General features: G+C 58.0%; 20 protein-coding genes and 1 pseudogene. 13 read left to right on the top strand and 8 right to left on the bottom strand.

The window, feature by feature from the left end; genetic code table 11:
- Positions 1-476 precede the first annotated feature (476 nt).
- Positions 477-2,090, bottom strand: coding sequence for a DHA2 family efflux MFS transporter permease subunit (locus tag sake_RS07100; protein ID WP_178945698.1), 1,614 nt, complete (start codon positions 2,088-2,090; stop codon positions 477-479).
- A 147-nt stretch (positions 2,091-2,237) separates the two neighbouring features.
- Here sake_RS07100 and sake_RS07105 point away from each other — a divergent pair, with 147 nt between their 5' ends.
- Positions 2,238-2,678, top strand: coding sequence for a MarR family winged helix-turn-helix transcriptional regulator (locus sake_RS07105; protein ID WP_129359581.1), 441 nt, complete (start codon positions 2,238-2,240; stop codon positions 2,676-2,678).
- A 211-nt stretch (positions 2,679-2,889) separates the two neighbouring features.
- Here sake_RS07105 and sake_RS07110 read toward each other — a convergent pair whose 3' ends face one another.
- Genes sake_RS07110 through sake_RS07120 form a run of 3 tightly spaced genes read right to left on the bottom strand, consistent with a single transcriptional unit; the run spans position 2,890 to position 6,209 of the window.
- Positions 2,890-4,506 (bottom strand): amidohydrolase, encoded by a 1,617-nt coding sequence (locus tag sake_RS07110; protein WP_178945699.1) that lies wholly within the window; start codon positions 4,504-4,506, stop codon positions 2,890-2,892.
- A complete protein-coding gene (locus tag sake_RS07115; RefSeq protein WP_178945700.1) occupies positions 4,507-5,967 on the bottom strand; it encodes a sodium:solute symporter in 1,461 nt (486 codons plus the stop codon).
- Entirely contained in the window at positions 5,964-6,209 is a 246-nt protein-coding gene (locus sake_RS07120) for a hypothetical protein (protein WP_129359578.1), read from the bottom strand. Before sake_RS07120 ends, sake_RS07115 begins: the two co-directional genes overlap by 4 nt.
- A 139-nt stretch (positions 6,210-6,348) precedes the next feature.
- Between sake_RS07120 and sake_RS13625 the strand changes: the two are divergent.
- The 12 genes and pseudogenes from sake_RS13625 to sake_RS07175 all read left to right on the top strand — a co-directional run.
- Positions 6,349-6,573: pseudogene (locus sake_RS13625) on the top strand (GntR family transcriptional regulator); the annotation flags it as partial.
- Between the two features lie 282 nt (positions 6,574-6,855).
- Entirely contained in the window at positions 6,856-7,818 is a 963-nt protein-coding gene (locus sake_RS13445; RefSeq protein WP_243155659.1) for a PLP-dependent aminotransferase family protein, read from the top strand.
- 740 nt (positions 7,819-8,558) lie between these two features.
- Entirely contained in the window at positions 8,559-8,723 is a 165-nt protein-coding gene (locus tag sake_RS07130) for a daptide-type RiPP (RefSeq protein WP_165000961.1), read from the top strand.
- Between the two features lie 49 nt (positions 8,724-8,772).
- On the top strand, positions 8,773-8,931 hold the full coding sequence (locus sake_RS07135; RefSeq protein ID WP_165000960.1) for a daptide-type RiPP: 159 nt from the start codon (positions 8,773-8,775) through the stop codon (positions 8,929-8,931).
- Between the two features lie 76 nt (positions 8,932-9,007).
- The gene (locus tag sake_RS07140) at positions 9,008-10,576 is read left to right on the top strand and encodes a hypothetical protein (RefSeq protein WP_178945702.1); all 1,569 of its coding nucleotides are present in this window, start codon (positions 9,008-9,010) and stop codon (positions 10,574-10,576) included.
- Positions 10,577-10,585: 9 nt separating this feature from the next.
- Positions 10,586-11,581, top strand: coding sequence for a glycosyltransferase family 2 protein (locus sake_RS07145; protein ID WP_178945703.1), 996 nt, complete (start codon positions 10,586-10,588; stop codon positions 11,579-11,581).
- Between the two features lie 44 nt (positions 11,582-11,625).
- Positions 11,626-11,808 (top strand): hypothetical protein, encoded by a 183-nt coding sequence (locus sake_RS07150; protein WP_129359574.1) that lies wholly within the window; start codon positions 11,626-11,628, stop codon positions 11,806-11,808.
- Between the two features lie 441 nt (positions 11,809-12,249).
- Positions 12,250-12,987, top strand: coding sequence for a hypothetical protein (locus sake_RS07155; RefSeq protein WP_129359573.1), 738 nt, complete (start codon positions 12,250-12,252; stop codon positions 12,985-12,987).
- Positions 12,988-13,032: 45 nt separating this feature from the next.
- Entirely contained in the window at positions 13,033-13,791 is a 759-nt protein-coding gene (locus sake_RS07160; protein WP_129359572.1) for a class I SAM-dependent methyltransferase, read from the top strand.
- Complete coding sequence (locus sake_RS07165) at positions 13,792-15,027, top strand: aminotransferase class III-fold pyridoxal phosphate-dependent enzyme (RefSeq protein WP_129359571.1); 1,236 nt, start codon at positions 13,792-13,794, stop codon at positions 15,025-15,027.
- Positions 15,024-16,109, top strand: a complete 1,086-nt coding sequence (locus sake_RS07170) for an iron-containing alcohol dehydrogenase (protein ID WP_178945704.1) — start codon at positions 15,024-15,026, stop codon at positions 16,107-16,109. The genes sake_RS07165 and sake_RS07170 overlap by 4 nt, the downstream gene beginning before the upstream one ends.
- A gap of 131 nt (positions 16,110-16,240) precedes the next feature.
- Positions 16,241-17,440, top strand: coding sequence for a 4-hydroxybenzoate 3-monooxygenase (locus sake_RS07175; protein WP_178945705.1), 1,200 nt, complete (start codon positions 16,241-16,243; stop codon positions 17,438-17,440).
- Between the two features lie 138 nt (positions 17,441-17,578).
- Here the strand turns inward: sake_RS07175 and sake_RS07180 are convergent, their stop codons facing one another.
- From sake_RS07180 to sake_RS07195, 4 genes are all read right to left on the bottom strand, one after another.
- Positions 17,579-18,661 carry a cupin domain-containing protein gene (locus tag sake_RS07180; RefSeq protein ID WP_178945706.1) on the bottom strand — a complete coding sequence of 361 codons (1,083 nt, stop codon included), beginning with the start codon at positions 18,659-18,661 and terminating at the stop codon, positions 17,579-17,581.
- 48 nt (positions 18,662-18,709) lie between these two features.
- A complete protein-coding gene (locus sake_RS07185) occupies positions 18,710-19,669 on the bottom strand; it encodes an alpha/beta hydrolase (RefSeq protein ID WP_243155660.1) in 960 nt (319 codons plus the stop codon).
- 314 nt (positions 19,670-19,983) lie between these two features.
- Entirely contained in the window at positions 19,984-21,432 is a 1,449-nt protein-coding gene (locus sake_RS07190) for a sugar porter family MFS transporter (protein WP_238147594.1), read from the bottom strand.
- 497 nt (positions 21,433-21,929) lie between these two features.
- Positions 21,930-23,330, bottom strand: coding sequence for an MFS transporter (locus sake_RS07195; RefSeq protein ID WP_178945708.1), 1,401 nt, complete (start codon positions 23,328-23,330; stop codon positions 21,930-21,932).
- Position 23,331: the final 1 nt, after the last annotated feature.

Genomic DNA, 23,331 nt, shown 5'->3' on the forward strand with positions numbered 1-23,331 from the left:
CCCTGAGCCAGAATGTTTTCACCGTAGCGCCGCACCAGCCCGGACCTTCTGCGGCTCGCTATTCCGATGACTAGGCACGCAATACATACCGAGGCTCCGAGTTACTTTGGCAACGAATTCAAATCAACGTAACGGGCCCTCATCGACCTCTCACGCAAGCACCCAGGAATATCAAGGGGAAATGCAACTCCACCTTCGAATCCAGCAACAGTCCAGCCAGTTATTTCCCGGACTTTTTGGACCAGGCCAAAACCGGATCCGGGCTGAAAGTTTCTTTTCCAGAAGGTGCTCTTGTATGGCTTTTGAATATTTCCACGATGTTGCGGACGACATCAAGAACGCGATTACTCAACGGCCGAACAACGTCGTGCCAATAAGACACCTTGATTATTCACTCTACTTTCTTGTCGATTGTAAAACATATGAATTAAGCCTTGGATATAATCGAATACTTTAGGGCGATAATTTCTTCGTGATCATCTTAATTCCAACTCATCCGGCCTATCATTTGAAACAGGTCCATTCGGTATGAAGAATGTCGCGATGACGCCCAGAACCAGGAATGCTGCCGCGAGGTAGGAACCGAGGGCGAGTCCGTGGGTCATGGCATCGTGGGCAGCATCGGCGATGGAAGCAGTGGACGGATTCTGGGCCAACGGCGCAATCGCTGCTCCGCCGCTGTCTGTGACTGCACTGGAGAATTTGTCCCCCTCTTGAGAGGACATGCCGGCGTCAACCAGGGTAGCTTTCAGCTTCGCGCTAATGGCGGAGAAGAACACGGTTGTGAGGGCGGCGATGCCCAGAGCTGAGCCAAGTTGACGGAACGTACTCTGGATCGCCGAGCTTTGCCCCCCTTCTTGTTCGGGGACGTCGGCGAGCACTACGTTGGTAACTTGAGCGGTCGCAAAGCCGACACCGGCCCCGTAAATGAACAATACGAATGCAATCAGCCACCAGGGCGAATCGGTGGTTGCAGCGACGGTGCCAAGGCCGGCCAGCCCAATGATTTCTACGATAAGGCCGATTCGCACGAATGCCAGAGCCGAAATTCTGTGTGCAAGAGGAAAGGTCACGCCACTGGCAACGAAGCTTCCGATGGCGATTGGGACGAGCGCGAGTCCGGCCTGGAGCGACGGGTAGTCGAGGGTGAACTGCAGCCAGAGGGGCATGACAGCAATGATTCCGTATTCCCCCAGGCCAATGATCACGGTTGCGATATTGCCGTTACGAAATGAAGCGATCGAAAACAGCCTGACGTCCATGAGGGGTTTGTCATTGTGGCCGCCGCGACTGAGGACGACTTGTCGCCATACGAACGCCGCCATGACAACTGCACCCACGAGCAGAGCGACGAATGCTGGTGAAAGCCCCTTGTCCCAGGTGAGTCCGAAGAGTGAAAATTCGTGCTGGCTCGTCATCCAGCCATAGACGCGACCCTCGATTATTCCGAAGGCAAGCAGTCCCAGCCCTGCGACCGACAGCAGAGCGCCCATGCCATCCACGCGGCCCGATGTGTGCGGGGAACGACTGATGAAAACTAGGGAGAGCAGGAGAATCATGACCGTCAGCGGAATATTGATGCCAAAAGCCCACCGCCAGGACGCATGCTCGGACAGCCACCCACCGAGGACCGGCCCAAGAGCGGTGGCTGCACCGATCGTTGCGCCCCATACGGCAAATGCTTGGCCGCGAGCCTTACCGGTGAACATGTAGTTGAGCAAAGATAACGTCGTCGGCAGAATCAAGGCCGCGCCAACGCCCTGCAAGAACCGAGCGAGTATGAGAATTTCGCCGGTTGGGGCTATGGCTGCGAGCAGGCTCGTGACGCCAAAGGCGATCACACCGGTGACAAATATGAACCGCGCCCCTCGCAGGTCAGCGATACGTCCGACGACGAGCAGCAGAGCGGCGAACACGATGGCGTAGGACTCTTGGACCCATTGGGCCTGCGACGAATCAATCCCCAGATCCTCAATCATTGAGGGGATGACCACGTTGACGACCGTGGTATCCACGACGATCAATGCGACCCCCAGGGCCAGGGCTATCAGGCCCAACCAACGCCGAGCCGTTGCCGATACTGCCGCCATCAAAACCTCCACATATATTTACACGACCAAATAGTTTCATAGTGAAACTATTTGGTGCGATGATATCTTGTCAAATGAGGTCCTCTGACGAAGTAGGTAAGTTTGGGTAATGAGGCGCGCCAGACCGTGGTGCAACAACGTGAACGTATGATCGAGGTACTCCGCGGCTACGGGAGCACCTACGGTGAGGTAGGACGTCGGTTCGCAGCCAGTCTTGGCTTGCACCACACGGATGCGTCCGCCGTCATCGAAATTCTTGCTGCCGAAGAGCGCGGAACCCCGCTCTCCCCCGCTCGTCTCAGAGAACGAGTCGGCTTGACTGCCGGAGCGACGTCGTCGCTGCTGAATCGCCTCGAAACAGCCGGTTACGTGATCCGCTCGCATGAGCACGCCGACCGCCGCATTGTCACCCTGCATTCAACCGCCGAAATACAGAAGGTCACCGACGATTTTTTCGACCCTCTCGGTACGCGGATCGACGACGTGATGAGCAAATATCCAGATGACGTGCTACTGCAACTCGAGGAATTCATCTCTGAGCTTCGATCGACCATGGAAGCCTACGTTGGCGAGAAGACTGACAGCTAGAGGTTGGGTATGCGCAAACCTCGCATCCGAACTCATGCTGCGGACTGTGACGGTTTAGAAGATAGCCCTGGTTTCCCGATGATGGGCCGCCAGAAGACACGCGCCGTACTTTACCGCGAAGCTTTCCCTGCCCTGGGGCGACATCCACAGTGTTCAGGCGGACCGAAGGCCATCGGGGACAATAATGGACCGGATAATCAGGTCGTCATCTTCAGAATCCGCCATGGTTGTAAACGAAATCTCCTCCTACCACCGTTGCTACGGCTGAGACATCCTGGGTTTGTTCGATGCCCAAGCCCACGATGTCTTGGTCAAGGATGCTCAGGTCGGCGTCCATTCCGGTGGTCAGCGTACCCAAGTGACCCTCGTCGTGGGTCAGGTAGGCGCTGTCCGCAGTCAGGGCATGCAATGCTGCACGTTGGTCAATTCGCTGTGCCTCGCCCAGAACTGAGCCACCGCTGGTCTGCCTCGTCACCGCCGTACGAAAGGTAGCCAAAGCATCCATCGGTGTTATCGGGCAATCCGAATGCATGCCGAAGTGGAGGCCACCGTTCCGAGCGTCCCGCGTGGGATCGATCCTGGCAGCACGTTCGGCCCCAATGAAACGATCGCGATGACGGTCGCCCCAGTAGTAGACGTGATTGGCGAAAATGGAGGCCACCGAGCCCGACTCGACCAGCGACGAGATGTCTTCATCCGATGCCATCTGCAGATGCTCCACCCGGTGCCTCGGATCGCTCTGGTTCGAGCTCCCGCGCAAGGCGGCAAAGGCCCCTGCCACTGTAGAGATGGCACGATCGCCGTTGGCGTGGACCGCGCATTGGCCGCCCGCGGCATCAACGTGGCCCAGGAGTTCCACCAATTCTTCGGGGGAATACAGCAGTTCTCCGCATTCGGAATCTTGACATGAATATGGCTCTTTCAGCGCGCCCGAAAGCCCCTGGATCGATCCGTCCGACCAGAACTTGGCCCCGGCTACCCGATATTTTCCCGACGCGGGACGGGTGAACAGGTCGGGCGCGCTTTCCACATAGCCTTGTGCGAGATCTGCCCTGACATAGCCGGTCACCCTGAGGGGGATCTTGGAATCTGCGGCCAGCTTCCGCCACGCCTGAATCTCCAGGTCCCCGGCCATGATGCCGACGCCGAGGTCATGGATGGATGTCATGCCGCGTTGGACGCCCACGTCAGCCGCGTAGAGAGCCGCCTCTTCAACATCGGATGCCGAAGCCTGTGGCATAGCGTCAAGGACTGCGTGCACTGCCCCCATCTCCCACAACAGGCCGGTCAATCTTCCGGATTCATCTCGAACAAAGTGCCCGTTCGCGGGATCTGCCCGATCTTCATGAATGCCGGCGAGCTCAAGAGCGAGGGAGTTCGCCACAACAAAGTGCCCTGAAATGTGAGAGACCACCAAGGGGACCTCACGGCTGACGGCATCCAGGTCGTCTCGGTGAGGATGGCGGTTTTCGAGCAGCATGGTGTCGTCATAGCCCCAACCGCGAAGCCACTTGCCAGTGGGCACAGTGGCCAGGTCTCGTCGCAATGCGCCCTGGATATCTGCGATCGAACCGTTCAGGGGGCTCCGGCAATCAGTCCAGTTCCTGGTCAGTCCGAAGAACACGGGGTGAACGTGGGACTCGATCAGCCCCGGGACCGCTGTGGCGCCGTCGAGATTGACACGCCGCGGCGCCGCCCCGGCTGTCGCCTCAACTTCCTCCAGCGGCCCTGCGCCGATGACTTTGCCTTGTTTCACGGCAAGGGCCTCTACGGGATCGCCCCAAGCATCCAATCGAATAGTCCCGTTGGCGAAGATAGTAGCTGACATTTAAGAAGCGCCCACTTTCTTGGTCGTGTGACTTGCATCGGAAGGTAAAGTGCGCCGCCGTGCGGCGAGGGACCGGGAAGCGGTTGCGGCTGGAACCACCAGTCTCCCGATGACCAGCACCAGCAAGTTCGCCGCGAGGGCAGGAACGCCGATGTTGAGCCCACCCAACGTGGCTCCCGAGAGGTAGATCCCGACGGACGCCAGAGCGCCCACCGCAAGTCCGAGGGCCATCACGCCCGGCCGGACCCGGGTCGGGAAAATCATTAGCACGACGGGAACGATGAACTGAGTCAGCCCGTAGTAAGAGGTGTTGATCAATGTCCCCATGATGGTAGGGACAACGAGAGTCAACACAATGGAGACTGCCAGGTAAACGAAGATCACCACCTGCGTCAGGGGCTTTTGCTTGGCTTCGCTGACATGGGGCAAAACATTTCTGGAGAACAAAGTACCAATGACCAATGCTGAGGCCGCAAGAACCACGATCGCGCACAGAGCCGCTCCGCCGGCGACCAAACCCACCAGCCAGTCGGGCAAGAGCTGGCGTGCCACCTCGATGAAGGCCAGGTTGGTGTCCGCCCCGGTCAGGCCGGGCACCGCAGAAATCGCAAAGAAAGAGGTCAGCAGGATGAACGGGTACATGAGCATATAAAGCGGCATCGCGATCTGGGTGCGCCTGATACTAATGGGCGACTTGCCACTGAGCACAGCCTGGATCACAAACGGGAACATATAGAAGCCCAAGGTTTGGAACAAGAGAGTCGAGATGGTGCTAACCATCGGCGCCCCGCCCGGGATTGTGGTGTGCGCTGAGCCCAGGTTGGCATCGGCAACGATGGTGGCAACGTTGGGGACCTTGTACAGCACGAAACCGGCGACTACCAGGATCACGGCAATCAAAGCGAAATCCTTCAGGAAACTGACGAAGGCTGGCGCCCTGATCCCCGACAGGAGAACGAAGACCAGGGATATACCTACCCCGATAAGCACCGTAGCCAGTGGCGTCAAGCCCAAACCAAGGCCGTTGAGAGCAACCTCCAGGCCTGTCAGCTGCAATTGGGCCCAAGGCACCAGGAAAACAACGGCGATCAAAGCGGCCGTTAGCTCCAATGAGCGGGATTTGAAATGCCCCCGAAAGATGTCCGGCAAAGTCATGGCGTTGTACATGCGTCCGGCTTTCCACAACAAAGGCAGCAGAAAATAACCGATGGGGTATCCCAAGAGGATGTAGCCCATGAACCACACCGCGAAACCAACACCGTTAGCGTATACGCCTCCCGGAAAACCGATAATGGTACCGATGGAGTAGACCTCTCCCACAACCATGATGAACACCATTACGGAACCGAAGCTTCTGCCACCCACCATGAAGTCCGCGGTCGACTTGCCGGCACCAACGCGAGAATACAGACCGATCGCCACGGCGAGCAGTAACACCACCACAAACATGACAATCGTCATGAAGACACCTCCGAGACCGGGTCTTCAAGTTCGTCAAGCTGGTAGTCCGCGTGCTTGTCGAAGAGGTGCCAACTCATCCACATTGCGAAGCTCATCACCGGGAACATCACAAACATAAACAGCAGAACCAACGGTATGCCGAAGACTGTGGCGGTCGATCCGCCGAGCACTAGAATTCCGACCGTCACAATTATGGTTGGTGCAATTAGAGCGATGACCACACTCGCCATCCTGGGAATCATTGCCTCTCCTTTGAAGTGGACCGAGTCACATTATTCTGGCGCCTGCTGGCCTGCACAAGGGCCAGAATGCTGACCATTTACCATGCCAGAATGAGAACCGGCCTGTTACTCTCGACACATGGCTAGAACACGGCAACAGATGCCGAAGGATCTGACGTTGGTTCAGGCCCCGCCAGGGACGCCGTTGCACCTCCGTGTCCGCCGGACGGTGGAGGGTTTCATCGCTTCTGGCATCTGGCCCACCGGCACAAGGATCCCCTCAGGGCGCCACATTGCAGAGATATTCGGCATTTCCAGAACCACCGTCCAAGTTGCATACAGTGGGCTGCTCGAGGATGGGTTTATTGTGGCCAAACCACGATCTGGATATTTTGTCAGCCACCACATCAGCCCTATTACCGTTGGCCACGACGATGATTCCGGCCCTCATGGCACCTGCCGCGAGGTCGACTGGGTTCAGCTGGCTTCCACAGCAGCTCCGCCACTGCCTGAATTGGACAGGCAGCCGCGGTGGTGGACGTACGACTACCCCTTCGTCACCGGTCAACACGACCCTATGCACTTTCCTACAGCGGCTTGGTTACGGGCACTCAAGGCCTCCTTGAGCAGTGATGAGCACCGTCACGCCAGCTTGGACGATGTCCTTGTGGACGACCCGTTGCTGTTGGAAAACATCTGTCAGCAGATTTTGCCGGCACGGGGGATTTTTGTTGAACCGAAAAATGTACTCGTGACTCTGGGCAGTCAACAGGGACTACAGCTTCTCAGTGAATGTCTGTTACATCCAGGTGATGCCGCGTTGGTGGAAAGCCCAGGTTATATGGATGCCCGTCACGTCTTCTCGCGGGCGGGCGCCAGACTCGGATCCCTTCCCGTGGACGACGAGGGAGCCGTTCCGCAGAAGTCCTATTCGCACGCCAAATTGGTCTATCTGACGCCCAGTCATCAGCATCCCACCAATGTCACGTTGACGGCCAAGCGTCGCCTTGACTTTATCGCCGATGCCGTACGGCACAATTTCATCATTATCGAGGACGATTACGACTCGGAATTGCGCTATGAGGGACAGCCCTCCCCTGCCATGGCGGCTTTAGACCCCAACGGGCGGACCATCTACCTTGGCACCATGTCCAAGGTTCTGGCTCCAGGCATCCGAATCGGCTTTTTGGTTGGGCCGGAGCCTCTCATCACCATCTTGCGAAGAATCAGACGATACCAACACAGGCAACCGCCTGGACAGATTCAGCGGGCCGTTGCCTTGATGTACCAAAGCGGCGATTTCAAGGCGTCATTGCAGTCATATAGGCGAGCGTTAAATACTCGATGGCATACCGCAGCGAAGATCGCTCGCGAGGTGTTCCCCGGCAGGCAAATGCTCCCACCAGGAGGCACCGGGCTTTGGCTCAAAGCTCCCGATCACGTGGACACGAGGGAACTGCGACACCGAGCCAAAAAGCAGGGAATTCTATTCGATTCCGGCGAAAAATATTTCGCTGAACCCCACCCCGACAATTGCTATTTACGGATCGGTTTCGCGTCCATTCCCCATGAGCGGATCGAATCCGGCATCCTAAAACTTGCGCATTTGTTCGATAGTTCACGTCCTTGACCGGACCAGTTGTACCTCCTACAGGCCGAGGGACCTGGGGCGCAATGCCCCACAACCGCTAGCAAGCCCAGGGGGATCTGAGACGCCAGGAGAAGATCGCTACACCCCGTCAAGCCGTTGAGTCACGTCTGTTTGTGCCCTATATACATAGGTACCCTCACCGCATTCGGCCAAGGGCGCCATAGGAGAGCGCATTCCATGAGAATCATCCGAATTAACTGTCGTCAGAGTATTGAACGAATCAAGGGGTCGGACGACGAGCGTGGCATGGTTCGTTTTCGGCGTCAGACACACCAATTAGTAATGAGGGCCGATTTTCCCACCGACATCGACGGCGAACCTTGGGCGATGGATGGACGAGGCCCGGCGGGTCGGCACGGCCCCGTTCCTCTTCGCACGTGGCAACGTCCTTGGCCAGGGGCGGCACCGCGGGCATCGCGTTGACCAGGATCACCCGCCAGAGACATCCCTCATCAATTGCGACAATCGACCGTACATAAAACAAAGTGCATTCACGTGGAATCAAGTTCGCCAGGGAGTCATTACACATAGTTTTACTGTGGAACAAAATTCGACTCGTATGGACATCAATCGCCATTGCCCGCCGAGACCCAGCTCAAATCGACGTGGTTATTCGATTGCCGAGCCCGAATCAACGGGAAACTCTATCAGTCATCGACATTCCCCTGACGGTTCAGTACTATGCTACTCGTGTCAACTCATTATGGAGAGGGGGTAAGATGACAGCCCAAATCGAAAACCAGAATATCGATCTTGATCTTGGTATTGACAATTTGGAGAGCCTTGAGGCTCCCGGATTCTGGAGCACCGCGGCCGGTGTCGGAGCTGGAACGGTAGTCGCCGGAGCCATTGTGTACGGCGGAGGCGCACTCGCGCTCACCTAATCACCCCTAATGCCAACAGTCAGTTGAAATTCGGAGGGAGGTGACACGAATGGCCACTGCAATGCCAGCAAATGAACTCATGCTCGACATCGATGACCTCGAATCCCTGGAGGCTCCCACTTTCTGGGACGGTTTTAAAGTAGGTGCCGGTATTGGCACCGCTGCAGGAGCGGCATACGTGGGCGCGGCTGCGGCTATCGCAACCTGAATGCCGACCGAGTACAACTATGCCAACCGGGCGTGAGGATCATTCCTCACGCCCGGCTCATGAGGAGCTCCACACTGTGACTTCCAGATACCGGGTCCACGGTGACCTGCACAAGGCCGAAAACGCCGATGGCCAGCCAGCATATTGGGTCCTCGTGTCCGAGTCAGGAAAAATCCAGAGACTCGGGTACGACATCGGATATCTCATTCAACACCTGACGGCTGGCCCAGAGGAGTTTCCCCTCGACGCGAGATGGGATGAAGCCACCGTTCGGGCCTCCACTGAGAAATTGGAAAGGCTCGGCCTGATCGTCCCGGCTTCACAACCGGCACCGGGCGATCGCCCCGGTCGGGTGCGTCGCCTTCCTGGTTTCCGAATTCAGCTCCGTGTCATCCTCAATAGCCATCGCCTGGTCGGCCCCCTCGCAGTTAAATTGCGTCGATTACCAGGTCGTTTCTACTTCGGTTGCGCCTTGTTCCTGATGGTCGCCGGTTTGATCGCACAGTTCGTCGTAGCACGCAGAACGTTCGACTTCGTTACCCAACAGACCGGCCCATCGCAGGTCATCGGCATTCTCGCCAGTCTTCTCGTCATCAATGTTCTCCACGAATGCGGGCACGCGCTCACACTGGCGTGGCAAGGAGGAAAGCCACGTTCCATGGGTTTTCTCCTGATCTACCTGATGCCCGCCTTCTATTGCGACGTATCCGCAGCCTGGGCTCTTCCGCGCCGCAGATCACGCGTATGGGTTGCCGCCGCCGGACCGCTCACGCAGGCCTCCCTCGCCGGAATCTTCAGTGTGCTGGGAGCCGCATTGAGCTCACACAGTGGAGCTGTTCTCTCCACCATTGGCATCGCCGCTTTTTTCCAGGCGATGGTCAATTGCTACCCCTTCCTGAAATTCGACGGGTATGTGGCCATCATTTCCGGTTTGGACCTTCCGTTTCTTCACCAGCGTTCCATGACCGCGTTCTCATCGACCTTGGGAACGCTCCTGTTCGGAGCCCGAGGGAAAGCACCATCGCACCAACCTCGCCTGGTCGCGTTCGGCGCCGCCTGCATCATTTCCATCTTTGCGGCTCTCACCTTCGCCGTACTGTACATTTCTTCCCTTTTCGCCTCGTTGCCCCTCGCGCAGGGCTTGATCCTCTTGATGTATATCTTCTGGGTCCTATCCGTGATCGTTGGGTGGGCCCGACGCGAACTCGTAGCGGCTCACCGGCGCGGTTCTGTTCTGACCCGACGGCTTGCCGGTCTTGTAGTCGTCGTTGCCGGAGTCTGCGCAATGGCTTGGATTCCGACACCTCAGCACGACGCAGCCATATGGTGGTCCGAGGGCAACACCGTTCATCTCAGTGGGAGCGCCATCGGGGAACCTCCCGTGGTGGCCGACCGTACCTACCGTTTGCGAAGCAATGGACTGCTGCCCAAGCACTGTGCGGAGATCCAAGGATCTTTCGAGAAATCCGGCCAGATCGATTTCACGTCCGCATTCGTCGTCCCCCTCCCGGTCCAGAGCCCCGGGTCTGTCGCCGAGACGCCCACCTCGCCTACGGCGCTGAGCGGTTGCACCGGAGGTACTGCCACCACCCTGAAGGGAAACACCCCGTTGTGGGCCCACGTCGCGAATTACTTCAGTGGGTAGGCGGAAACCATGTTCGTTCCCGATGTCGTGGTCGTCATCCCTACCTATCGGCGAGGTGACGCCCTAGCAAAAACGCTCGCCTCCGTGGCGGCCCAATCATACGAGCGCTTCACGGCGAAGGTAGTCAGTGATGGGCCCCCAGATGAGGCGTTCCAGGTCATCGCCGCGAACATGGCAGACGACGATCGCTTCGAATTCATGGTTGCACCGAGGAAAGGCAGTGCAGGGCTCACGCGGCAATACGGGATTGATCGCAGCGTCGCTGCCTCGATTGCGTTGCTGGATCACGACGACACCTTCCATGAAGACTGGCTGGCAGCCGGGTTGGAGAGACTCGAGAAGACAAACTGTTCGTGGGTCGTGGCCAGCGCGGTATACGATCGGGGGCTAACTACGGAGCCGCCAGGTATCCCCCTTCACCAGATCACCTGGTCACCCTCGTTACAAACCCTCAATCCTCTTTTCGAACCCAGCCGAGTGATTCTCACCCGCGACGCCGCGAACATCACCGGGCCGTGGAGCGACAAGCCGTGGGGCCTCGAAGACTGGGACTACTGGTGGAGGATGACGCATCAAGGGTTTGTCCCGGAATTTCTCAGTGCAACGCCGAATACTTTGACTCTCCACGACGAGCAGCGCAGGCATAGCGTAGTTCCCCGATACTTCGCACCGGTAGTTCGCGGAAAAGACAAGAAATGTCTACAAGACATCCAAGAAAAATATCGTGATCCTTCCGAGTGGGAGGCCGTGAAAAACATCTTCTATCAACACGTGGCAGTCATGATGGCCTACCCGTCCGCGCAGAAATTGTCGGAGCTGGACCCCATGCAATTGCCCCGGCCGGTCATGTCGAGAGACCATACCGGCTGGTTTCTCGGCATACCGGTACCCGTGCTTTCGAGACACCACGCCCACGAAATTTCCACGGTTTTACGGACTGATTGTGGCATGGCCGAACTCCTCGAGCCACCGGGGACTGTTGATGCCAATCAGACGACTCGATAGGCTTTGTCCGAGGTAAAAACCAAGAATTGTCCACGGAGGACTGCATGAAATTCACTCAGAACACGGGAGCAATCAGCGCGGTATTCATCGCTATGGCTTTCATCGCCGCGATTATCGTAGTTTTTTCGGCATCGACTGACGCCGTGGTGGCCCCGCTCATTGCGCTTGCCGCGGTGATCGTCGTCGGTCTAGGAATAGTCTGGTACCTGGCTCACCGCCCCTCCTGATCGAGGGCCCCACACCTGACTCTTTCGAACCGGTCCAGGAACGTCGCACGGCAAGGCCATCAATCCTGGTCACATCGTGTGAACATGGCGCCAAAGCTGATCGGGAACGCCACGCGTCACCGCGAGCACGTGCCCCTGAGGACAGGCCGGATGTGCCGAAGCGACGGACCTCCATTCACCACAGGCGCAGTCTCCTCCCCCATACAATCCAGAGCCTCCACAAGGCTCAATGAGATGACCGCCTGACGTACGCCAATTCATAAGAAGCCCGTTTTCAACCTGCCGTATTCGGGCAGCGCACCGCGATCAACTGAGCAACCGAGTATGCCAATCCTCCAGCCACAGATCTGAATACCGGAGGCTTTTAAGAGGCTCATTCCCTTATTCGGCCCTCAGGGTCATGGCAGAATTCGTGTACCCATTGTTATTGCTGAAGGAACCATGAATACCGAACAATATCTCCTCGAATTCTTCAAGGGCGTCGATCTGTTGGGCGGCTCAAGCGGAAGGGTCACAATCGACCTCCGCGATAAGGACCCCCACATCACGCTGATCTCCTCCGATGGTGAGTCCAATATCTTCCCCCTCGAAGCCGAAGATGGACTGGAGACTGCGGCCGAAGTTGCGATCGGTGGGGAACTGCTCGTGCAACTGGAGAACTACTCAGGGGCCGAATTCATCCCGATTGTAGGCCCCACTATTCTGCGCGTCCTCGACGGGGATGACGCCGCAGAGTTTCTGGAACACCTGCAAGAATTCAAGGAATCGGGGAGCATTCCGGAACTTTTGGCAAATCCTCTCGTCCAAGTCGCCGACCAATGCGGTCTCGGAAGAGGTGACTGCGGCGGGACGAGTCGTCGGGACATCACCGCCGAAGACGGCACGCAGCGCACGACACCAGTCGGGCCTCCGTTTGATGCGGCAAAAGAGTGCACGTGGAATTGTTCTCCAGATCAGGAAATGACCCGAGAGCTGATCCACGCGGGCGCTGCCCGGTTCCTCGAAATCGTTGACGTTCGCCGTGCGCTCGGTGCTCAGACCCGCAGCGATATAGAGATGAGGGCCGCCGATGGTGACTATCTCAACGGTTCGGAGGGGTCCGCCATTCCTTTTCTGGTTGACGGAAAAACCATATCCGTGGACCCTCGCACAGGGAAGGTGTCTCGTGAAAACTCGTGATGTCCCGGTCGGTTCCGAAGAGCCGGCGACACCCAGGAGAGCACAGTGATCACCGATTTCTTGCGTGACCGTGGTTTCAGATTCGACGAAATGTACGGGCCCATGGGTGCGGCTATTTACGCCGCCATGACTCGGGAAGATCACGCCGAACCATCCGCGATTCTGAAGTTGTTGGGAAGCAACCACAGAATCCTCGAGCTCGCATCCGGGGACGGCCGTGTGACTCTCCCTCTCCTTGCACGAGGTCACCGGGTGACGGCGCTCGACAACTCTGCAGAGATGCTCCGTCTCCTGACCGGTAAATTGTCTGGCAAAGCCAGGCTCGCCGCGAGACTGACAGTCCAAGAAGCCGACATTCTTCACGATCCCATACCGGGAGCTGACTTCGACGCAGCCCTCATAGCCGCATCGACCATCACTCTCTTCTCCCGTGAACAGCGGATCAACCTCATGCGGCGAATGCGGGAGGCGACCACAGCGGGCGGAAAAGTCATAGTCACGCAATTCAGCCCCATGGGCGAGGGACGCCACGATTCCCTGATCCTGTTGCCCGAGATCGATACGGTGGCTACGTTCAGCGTTGAGGCCGATCCAGACCAGCGTAAGCGGGACGTCCTCATCATCCCCCACACTTTCCAGGGCGAGGCCGTATCAAAAGTGGCCCTCACCCACTCCGTAGCCGTGCTTTCGCCGGATGAAGCAATCGAGGAAATGCGGGAAGCGGGATTCACCGATATTCATCGTCATCCCGTGGCAGATTCCGGGCCCTTCGGGCATACCACCATCATGGAAGGAGAAGCCTAAATGACCCGCCAGACCAATCCCTCATGGCCAGGGCTCACGACATACGGCGACGTCATGGACGATTCCAAGGTCGCGGTTCGTGCACGCGGCAATCGGATCACATTCGCCGATGGCAAGGAAAGAATCTGCGCCACCAGTGGTCTGTGGAACGTGAACTTCGGCTACTCCCGTGAAGATTACACTCACGCAATAGCGGAGGCGTCCGGACAGCTTTCTTTCTACCCTTGCTTCCGTTATTCCTCGGAGTTCGCCGAGAAGGCCTCGGCCGCCCTGCTCCGAACGCTCGGAACAACGTGGAAGCGAGTGGTTTGGACGACAGGTGGTTCCTCGAGTGTCGAAGCGGCCATCAAAATTGCTCGCGTCTACTCCCTGCTGAAGGAGGAGCCGGCACGTCGAAAAATTGCCTCGGTGGGGAATGCATTCCATGGAATCTCCATTGGCACAATGTCCGTCACGGATGAAGACATCGACAAGCGTTTCTACGGAGTGTCACTGTCCGACCACCTCAAAGTCGAGCTCGACGATCCGGACCTTCTGAATCGGTTGGAACGACAAATCCCTCGGATCGCGGCCGTGCTAGTGGAACCCGTCACGGGCACCGGAACCGTTCCCCTCTCATCGACTGCCTTGGATAATCTGAGCCAGCTTCAGAAAATGGGCGTCCTGGTCATCGCCGACGAAGTCGCCACGGGCTTCGGCAGGGTCTCGAACGTGCTGGCCTCCGACGAATGGGGATTTCGGCCCGACCTCCTCGCGGTATCGAAGGCGCTGACCAACGGGGCCGTCCCCGGTGGCGCCGTGGTTCTGGGAGAGACCGTGGACGCTTGCTATTCCGATCACCCGCAGGTCGGTATCTGGCACGCGGAAACCGGCGCCGGACATCCGCTCGTTGGGGCAGCCGTCGCAGTGACAGCATCTATTTTTGACAACGACCACGAGCTCAAAGAACACGAGAACGTCAGACGCGAGACCACGGAGTTGAGCCGGTCAATTGTAGAAGACGTCCCCGGCCTGGAAAGTGTCGGCTCGGGGGCTTTTCAGACGATCCAGTACTCCCCCGACTCGAACAGATCCATCGATGTTGCCGGGCTAGTAGATGAAATCAGGCAGAACGGGGTCGTCGTTCATCCTTCGGTCCGGGGTGTGCAAATCGTTCCACCCCTGATTTCGCCGGTTGAAGACCTCGAAAGGATCTTTGAGGTCACCCTGTCGGCGATGACGACGCATCGGACGTGAACTCGCGCGAACGGGGCGTTATTCTGGCGGACACCCACCTGCTCAATACGAATCCCTACGCTCAGGAAATCGCCGAGAAGTATCCGGCAGTTCGGCTCATCGGCCCGGAGAGCGCCTTGGACGAAACGATCAATGCGCTGCGAGGAGACGCCTTGCAGGGGGCCCTCCCGATAACAGCCATGGGCGGCGGGGCCGTGATGGATCACGCCAAGTTGGCGTGTGCTGTGATGAACGGCAATATTTCGATTCGAGCGCTCAATTCCTCCGCGCGTTCGCCCCTCTTGTTCGCGAAAGCCACGAATGACAGGATGCGTGCACGTCTGTGTTTGCTTCCGAGCACGATCGGCACCGGTTCTCACGCCAGCACAGTCGCTGTCCATCGGTCCGACTCCGGACGCAAGAAGCTGATCATCGGTGATTCACTCAAAGCTTCAACGTACGAAACGGTCCCTGAGCTTTTCCGTAGCCTGCCGTTGCGGATACTTTCGGACGGGATTCGGGAGATCTTCTATAGACTCGTCGGGCCACTCACTATGGAGAGGACTGAACCGACGCCCTTTGAGTCTCTGGTCCTTCACAAAACTATTGCCGTTGCCATGGGAGAAGATCCACGGAATGACCTGACGACGTGGCTTGAGCTCTCCGGCAAACTGCACCACCGCAATAATCGGTCTGTGACCGGATCCTTCGGCCACCGCATCTGGTATCTGGCACATGAGTTGTCCACGACGGCGGACACCACCAAAATGCAGGCGACGGATTACCTCGTCCCGCGTCTCTGGGGGCGGCCCAACGGTGAGACCAACCGATTCGTCGACCCCGACGCCCTGGAAAACCTGAACCGGCACATCCGCCACGCTCACAAAGACTTGGCGACCGGCAGCAACGAGATCGATAGCTCCGGGAACCCTCTTCTGACTATTGCTTCACGCCTCGGGGCAGACTCGTCAGGATGGCACCCTGCAGAAACTGATCTTCGACAAGCCTGTGGTACGTGTAGGAAACGTTGGGGAAGCATAGTCGCACCGGGCGAGGACTGGTCCACCGACCATCTGGCGGACATGCTCGTATCGCAGGAGTGAGGCAACCCTGGCCGGTCCGTGGCCCGCGCCAACGACGCGACCTCTGCTCGAGCACATGTGCGAGATGCGAACACTGGTTAGGGATTCGGGCCGACTCGGTGTGAGCTGGCACAAATTCAGGAGGGAAAGTCATGAGTGATCGTTCGGTGGACGTGGCAATTATAGGGGCAGGCCCAGCAGGACTGATGCTCGCCCACCTATTGCGTCGCGAAGGATTGTCCACGGTCAACGTCGATTCCAGGTCAGAGGAGACAATCCACCGGACCCACCGGGCAGGGATTCTTGAGCACGGTTCCGTCGAAATGCTTTCCCACGAGGACCTCGGCTCACGTGTTCTGACCGAGGGCCACAGGCATGACGGTATCGATCTGCGCTTTGGCGGGCAATCCCATCGTGTGGATTTCCAAGCATTGGTGGGAGAATCGGTCTGGCTGTACCCGCAGAATGAGCTTTTCTACGACCTTTCGACGGCGGCCCATCGCCACGGGATGGACGTCCGCTATGACGTGACCGAGGCCCGGCCGGTGGACGTCGAGTCAGATCGTCCGGGGATATATTTCGTCGACGACGGCGAAATTCCTCACGAGATTCGCTCACGCTACGTCGTCGGCGCGGACGGCTCCCGGTCGACGTGTCGCGCGTCGATTCCTGAAGATCTCCGACGCCATTACGTAAGTGAGTATCCGTTCGCGTGGTTCGGAATCCTTACCGAAGCTCCTCCGAGCGCCCCCGAACTCATTTATGCACGGTCTCCGCACGGTTTCGCGTTGATCTCACAACGCAGTGCCGATGTTCAGCGCATGTATTTTCAATGCGATCCTGAAACGGATCCGGATTCCTGGAGCGATGAGGATATTTGGGCCGAGCTTCAGAAGCGTGTAGACGGTCCGGATGGTCTGCGGTTGAAGACCGGTCCGATTTTCGACAAATCCGTGCTGAAATTCCGTTCCTTTGTGTGCGATCCCATGCACCACAAGCATCTTTTCCTCGCTGGCGACGCCGCCCACACCGTCCCGCCGACCGGAGCGAAGGGCCTCAATCTGGCGCTGGCCGACGTACGCGTACTCGCTCCGGCCCTGGCCGTCGCGGTTCGTGACAAGGATGAGCGCCTGCTCGAGGAATACTCGGACACGGCCCTGGCCAGGGTCTGGAAGGCACAGAATTTCTCGTATTGGATGACTGGTATGTTGCACCAGGAGCCGGACGAGAATGAGTTCATTGCGGCTCGGCGATTGGGAGAGCTGCGCGCCGTTGTCGATTCACAGCACGGCAAGGCGTTCTTGGCCGAGCAGTACACCGGCTGGCCGGACACGCCGTCGTCCGCTATCTGATGGGCAGACAGCCATCATGGGGATCCCACCGCCCTTCTGAGTGGCGCAATATTGTGGTTTTGCTTCCGTCGGTCAAACACGAGGCATCGCAAGGCCGGCAGTCAGCCGATCTCGGCACACAGGACCTTGATCCCTGCGTCAGCCCTCCGGAGGGGGACCCACTACCTCGACGTCGAGCTCCGCCTGAACCTTGACGAATGCCTCAGCGGGGAATTCCGGCTCGCCCCCGTTCTCCAGCTGGACTCGGGCATCCGTGGGAGTGTTCATGTAGTCAAAGAACTTTTCGAACACCCCGGTGGTCAACACACCGAGCATCTGGGTGTTGTGTCCCGTGAAAGCAAAGGAATGAATTGTGCCGGCGGGCGCATGCACATAGTCTCCACGAGAAAGAACAAGCTCTCGCTCGTTGACGTTCAAAGTGACGTGACCATCCAGGCAGATGAAGTTCTCGGTGTGAAGACGGTGGAAGTGCCGAGGAATATATGGCGCCTTGGCTCCCCGGGTCTGCACTGCTAGGAACTGATTGTCCGTGTGCCTCGGCCGGCACACGAAACTGTTGATCTGCTCAAATTGCTCCAACCGATCCCCTTCACCGTCCTCCAGAGAAAAGGCCCGCATCTCTTGCGGGAGGCGGGCGAAGCGAGGTCCGAGCTCGGCGAGGTAGTCCCGCTTATAGAATGTGAACCCGCAGGCTTCCAGCTCCTCATGAGCAATTCCGGTGATGCCGTCGCTGACCCGGAAGGTGTGGGAGGACGAGGATGAACCCAACCTCCGCGCCGCTCGCAGGAAGGCGTCTGAAGAGGAATGCACCAAGGCGGAGTTGATAAGACCTTCAGAGGCGAAGGACCAGGGAGTATCCGCGGGGATGGTTGCGCTACCGCCTGCAATGACTTCCCGACGACCGTCCATGAACCACAGAGTCAGTCGGCCCTCCATGACGTGCACGAAGGTAGGTCCTGGAACGGAGAAGAAAGGCGTGGCCGGGACCGTTCCGGAACTCACGCGAGCCAGGGAGAACACGCCACCGTTGTCTTCGGGACGGGACATGACGGTCACATGGTAAGGACCCAGCTGGAGCTGATTCCCCTCCCCCGCGGCCAGGGCATAAGGGACGGAATCTCCGGGAAGCGAGTCCAGGACGGGGACCAGACTGTGACGCTTTTCTATGATCTCTTCCGGGTCTGGAGTGATACTAGCGGGGATAGCGGAAGTGGTAGTCATCGTAGAATTCCTCTTTCGATAAATAATGATGTGCTCCAGGCCTGTGTCCTAGCGCAAGTACAGTGCAAAAAACCGAAGGATCATCTCATGGTCAGCCGCAAGGTTTCGGAGCTCAAACCGATTTCGTGGACTCTGTGCAATCCGGAAATCTGTCCGAGGTTCTCTCTCGAGCCGCCCGTTGTCCAGGCGAACGTTTGGGCCCAGTTCAGCGACTTCCCCGGGGTTGAGGAAGCCGTGACCGAACCCCTCGATGAGCACCAGGGTTGATTGCCGTCCCGCCTGTGCGAGGTGAGTGTGCAAAGCGATCGACTGTCCCGGAGGAACCATGCAGTCATCTGTGCCGTGCATGATCAGAAAGGGCGGGGCTTGCGCTGCGTCCTGGTGGACCGGGCTGGCGGCGGCAGCCCATTTCAGCTGATGATCGTAGCTTTCTGGGGAGGTAGCGGCTCCGCCCAAAAGATCCTGCTCGGGCGTCGTTACCGGCATGTCCTGAGGTGTTTCGGCCCCCATGTAGGCGGGCAGCAATTGCTCGATTCGAGCGGGACCATAACCTTCCATAACGCAACTGACATGGGTGGGAATGTCCCGATAATCCGTCGGAACGGCTTCAGCGTCGGTGTATTTCAGGTCGCCCTTAAGGGCAGTCATGGCCGCGATATGCCCACCCGCGGAAGAACCCCATAAGCCAATCCTTTCTGGATCAAGGATCAAATCCACATGATGCAATCGGAGGAATCGGATCGCCTGCCGTAGATCATGAACCTGGGCGGGATGTGGATGGGCTGGCGCCAGGCGGTAGTCAATACTGACCATCGCGAAACCTTCAGCAGCGAAGTGTTTCGGAAAATCTGGCCTCGCGGTTCGGCTCTGAAGACGCCATCCGCCACCGTGCAACCATATGATCACGGGCCAGCCTTGAGGCGGTTCCGGTCCCTGCGGACGAACCACATCCAATTTCAGATGAGGGTGACGTGGAGAAAAGGGGAGAGTCTCGATTTTGACGTTCATCAATTCCCTTGGCTGGTATCCGGGCCCGGGTGTTCAAGACTTTTAAGGCCCACCGAAACGCCAGCTATGGTCTCACGGTACACGTCCCCTGGCCCGCGTGCCCAGTTTCAACGCACCCGAGAGGGTTGGGCAATATGGGCTCAGCCAGGAACTGGAAAACGTCCGAGGAAACTCGCCGTCACGGCTCGACGAGAACGATAGATGCTCCCCCGAATTCTCGCGCGGATTATCGAAGAGCCATACCGAGCACACGCCGGACAACAGTAGAACTACTGTTGCCCCTCGGTCAGAGGTTGCTCTGGTGCACCACGAACTTAGGCTTGCGGAGTCGTGGGACGCTGGTGTGTTTGTCCGGTCATGGTTTCGAGTTCTTGTTGTTTGGTCTCGGGTACGAATCGCAGGACGAAGAAGAATGAGGCCAGCGCGAAGAAGGCGAACGCTCCGTAGAGCCAAGACAGACCGACTCGTTGCGTCATCGGCTCGAAAGCGAACGTGACGATGAAGTTGAAGATCCAGTTCGAGGTAGTCCCGATGGCGAGTGCCATGGCGCGCATTCTGTTGGGGAACATTTCAGCCAACAGAATCCACATGACCGGGCCCCAAGAGAGGGCGAAGAATACGACGAAGGCGTTGGCCCCGATCAGCGCAAGTGGTCCGTATGCGCCGGGCAGCGAAACGTTGTCGCCGCTGCCGAGTTGTTGGGAGAAGGAGATCGCGGTGAGCAGCAGCGACAGGAACATCCCGATTGATCCGATGGTCAGCAGTCGCCGGCGGCCGATTCGGTCAACGAGCAGCATCGCGATCACGGTCATGACGACGTTGATGCCCGCAGTAATGACCGACGTTGTAAAGGAGTCGGATTCACTGAACCCGACGGACTTCCACAGGGTCGTGGAATAGTAGAAGATCGCGTTGATGCCCACGAGCTGCTGGAACGCTGCGATGATGATTCCAACCCATACCAGCGGCTGAAGGCCGAATTTATTGCCACGAATGTCGTTGAATGTGCTCTTGTGTTCTTTCTGGAGCGTTTGACGAATTTCTTCGACTTTGGCGTCCGGGTCGGATTCCCCTGATACACGCTTCAGGACACTCGCGGCCTGGTCGTAACGACCACGCAAGACGAGGAAACGCGGCGATTCGGGTATCGACATAGCCAAGACGCCGTACACGACCGCCGGGATAACACCGACCAAGAACATCCACCGCCATGCCGGGATGTTCAGCCACAAATCCTGCGATGAACCGCCGGCGGCACCGGCAAGGCCCTTATTGGAGCTGAGTACGACTAATTGGCCGATCGTGATCGCCAACTGTTGCAAGGATCCGAGGGCACCACGGCCCTTGGCCGGCGCCACTTCGGATATATACGCCGGGGCGATCACCGAAGCGATACCGATTCCCAGGCCACCGATCACACGCCAGATCAACAGGTCGACCACGGAGAAAGCCAAGCCCGACCCGACCGAGCTGACGATGAACATGGCGGCACCAAGCAGCATCACATTACGGCGACCCCAACTGTCCGCCAGCCTTCCGGCGTACCAGGCACCGACGGCACAGCCCAGCAATGCGATCGAGACGACAAACCCCGAGAGAAACGAGCCCAATTCGAAGTGGGAGCTCAGCGCATCGACGGCGCCGTTGATGACTGAGGAGTCGAAGCCAAAAAGAAAGCCGCCAACTGCGGCGGCAATCGAGACACCCACGGCCTTCCCATGGCCACTGGTCGCATTGATGCTCTTATTAGAATCCGCCATCATTCTGCCCATCTCCAATCGACTGCAACCTGCGACCGTTAAGGCTCAGCGCAAGTTTCGCCAGCAACAATACTCCGACAGGCCGTCAACTCAACAGAGGCCGGAAGTGACGCGCCGTCCCTCCTACAGATAGCTGAACGGGCGCATCAGCGACGTCGAGCGCCACGAGGCTTCTCGGAACAACGCGCTCATCAACGCCTGTGCTGGCGATCCGGATGAATGTACCGGAACCTGGCGGACGCAGCTGGGGCGACCTGCAAAAATGGCCGTATGCTCAAAGGCAAAATCCGTATGGTGCAACGCCTCGAGACCATACGAGCCTGGTTCATTCCTATGCGATCTTCGGTTTGTGCTCGACTGGGAAATTTACCGACCGTGCGATGAAGCAATACTGTCCGACGTTACTGTGCAAGGCCAGAGGTTTTTCTGGGTCGCTGTCCATATAAATCCCACCGTACCCAATAGGTCCTTTGTATAAACTGGGGCGGAGCAAAATTGTTTCACGAAATGCGTTTGAGCGAAGATTCTAGTTTCTCCAGGCTCACGTCTTTGGTTCTAATACCCAGAACCGCTGCAGTAGCTGCACAGACCAACCAGCTTCCTGCCGCGGTGATAATGAGGTAGGTAGCTCCATTTTGTCCAGCCAGAGCGAGGATTCCTCCGGCCGCGAGTGGGGCGAGGAAGCCTCCTAGCCGGCTCAGCCCGAAACTTGTGCCGGCTCCCAGCCCGCGCAAGTGGGTGGGGTAGATCTCCACCTCGTAAGTGTGGAGCATTGGTCCATCGATGAAAACCAGCATTTCCGTCAGGAACCCGAAGAGCAGGATCATAGGTACCGAGTCGGAGAAGTAGAAAGCTATGCCACAGAGCATGTTTAGCGTGTAGAAGACAGTCATCCCCCATTTGCGGTTGATCCTGTCGGTTATTTGCGAGGCGACCAGGCAACCGATGGGGTAAGAAATCTGGATCAGAGCCGTATATCCGAGAGCGTCAACAATTGAGTATCCCTTGGCAGTCAGGATGACGGGGACGAACGTCGTGAAACCGTAAGCACCGAATCCCTGAAAGAGTTCGATGATCCACACGCTCAGGGTTCGCCGAAGGTACGCCGGACGCAACAAATCAACAGTCTTACTCGATTTCTGCAGAGTGGAGTCCATGGGTGGGGCCGGTTGGGGCTCGGGCAGTCCGGAAAGGTTCCGTTCAGCCATGACACGTTGTTCCATACGAGAAAGAATCGCGTCCGCCTCGGCATGGCGCTCTTTCCGGTCAAGCCAACGCGGCGACTCGGGGACATGCCGGCGAATAAAGATCGTCACCAATGCCCCTGCTGCGCCGATCAGCAGCGCGATCCTGAACCCAGACAGTGGCAAATTCTCTGCCGGCCCAATGAAGCGGGCAATGAATCCGCCGACGGTGCCACCGAGGAACCCAAAGGCAAGCATGAGCGCAGTTGCCTTACCGCGCCGACCCGCAGGCATGAATTCTTGTGTATAGGTCGACGACAAGGGGATTTCCGCACCCGTGCCCAGGCCCGCAATGATCAAGGCGATAATCAGGATGACACCGTTAGGTGACAGGACCGCGAAGATGTTGCCGGCTGCGAGGATGCTCAGGTTGAGGGTAAATGCGTTGCGTCGTCCAATGCGGTCAGCTAGCCGACCAAATATGATCGCGCCGAGGAACGTTCCGAAGAACAGGGCGGTGGGCGCTCTGGTTGCCAGCTGCTCGTCCCCGAGTGACGACAGAAAAGTCGAGGAGATAGGACCGATGGAATACAGCATGTAAGCGTCCCAGAACGTGCCCAGGGAGATCAGGAAGACCATCAGCGTTATATGCCGTGAGTGTGGCAGCCGGTCCAGCCTTTCGGCCGTGCCATATGTATGCGGGCTGTTCGTTGTCATC

Source organism: Kocuria sp. TGY1127_2, from assembly GCF_013394385.1.
GTDB lineage: Bacteria > Actinomycetota > Actinomycetes > Actinomycetales > Micrococcaceae > Rothia.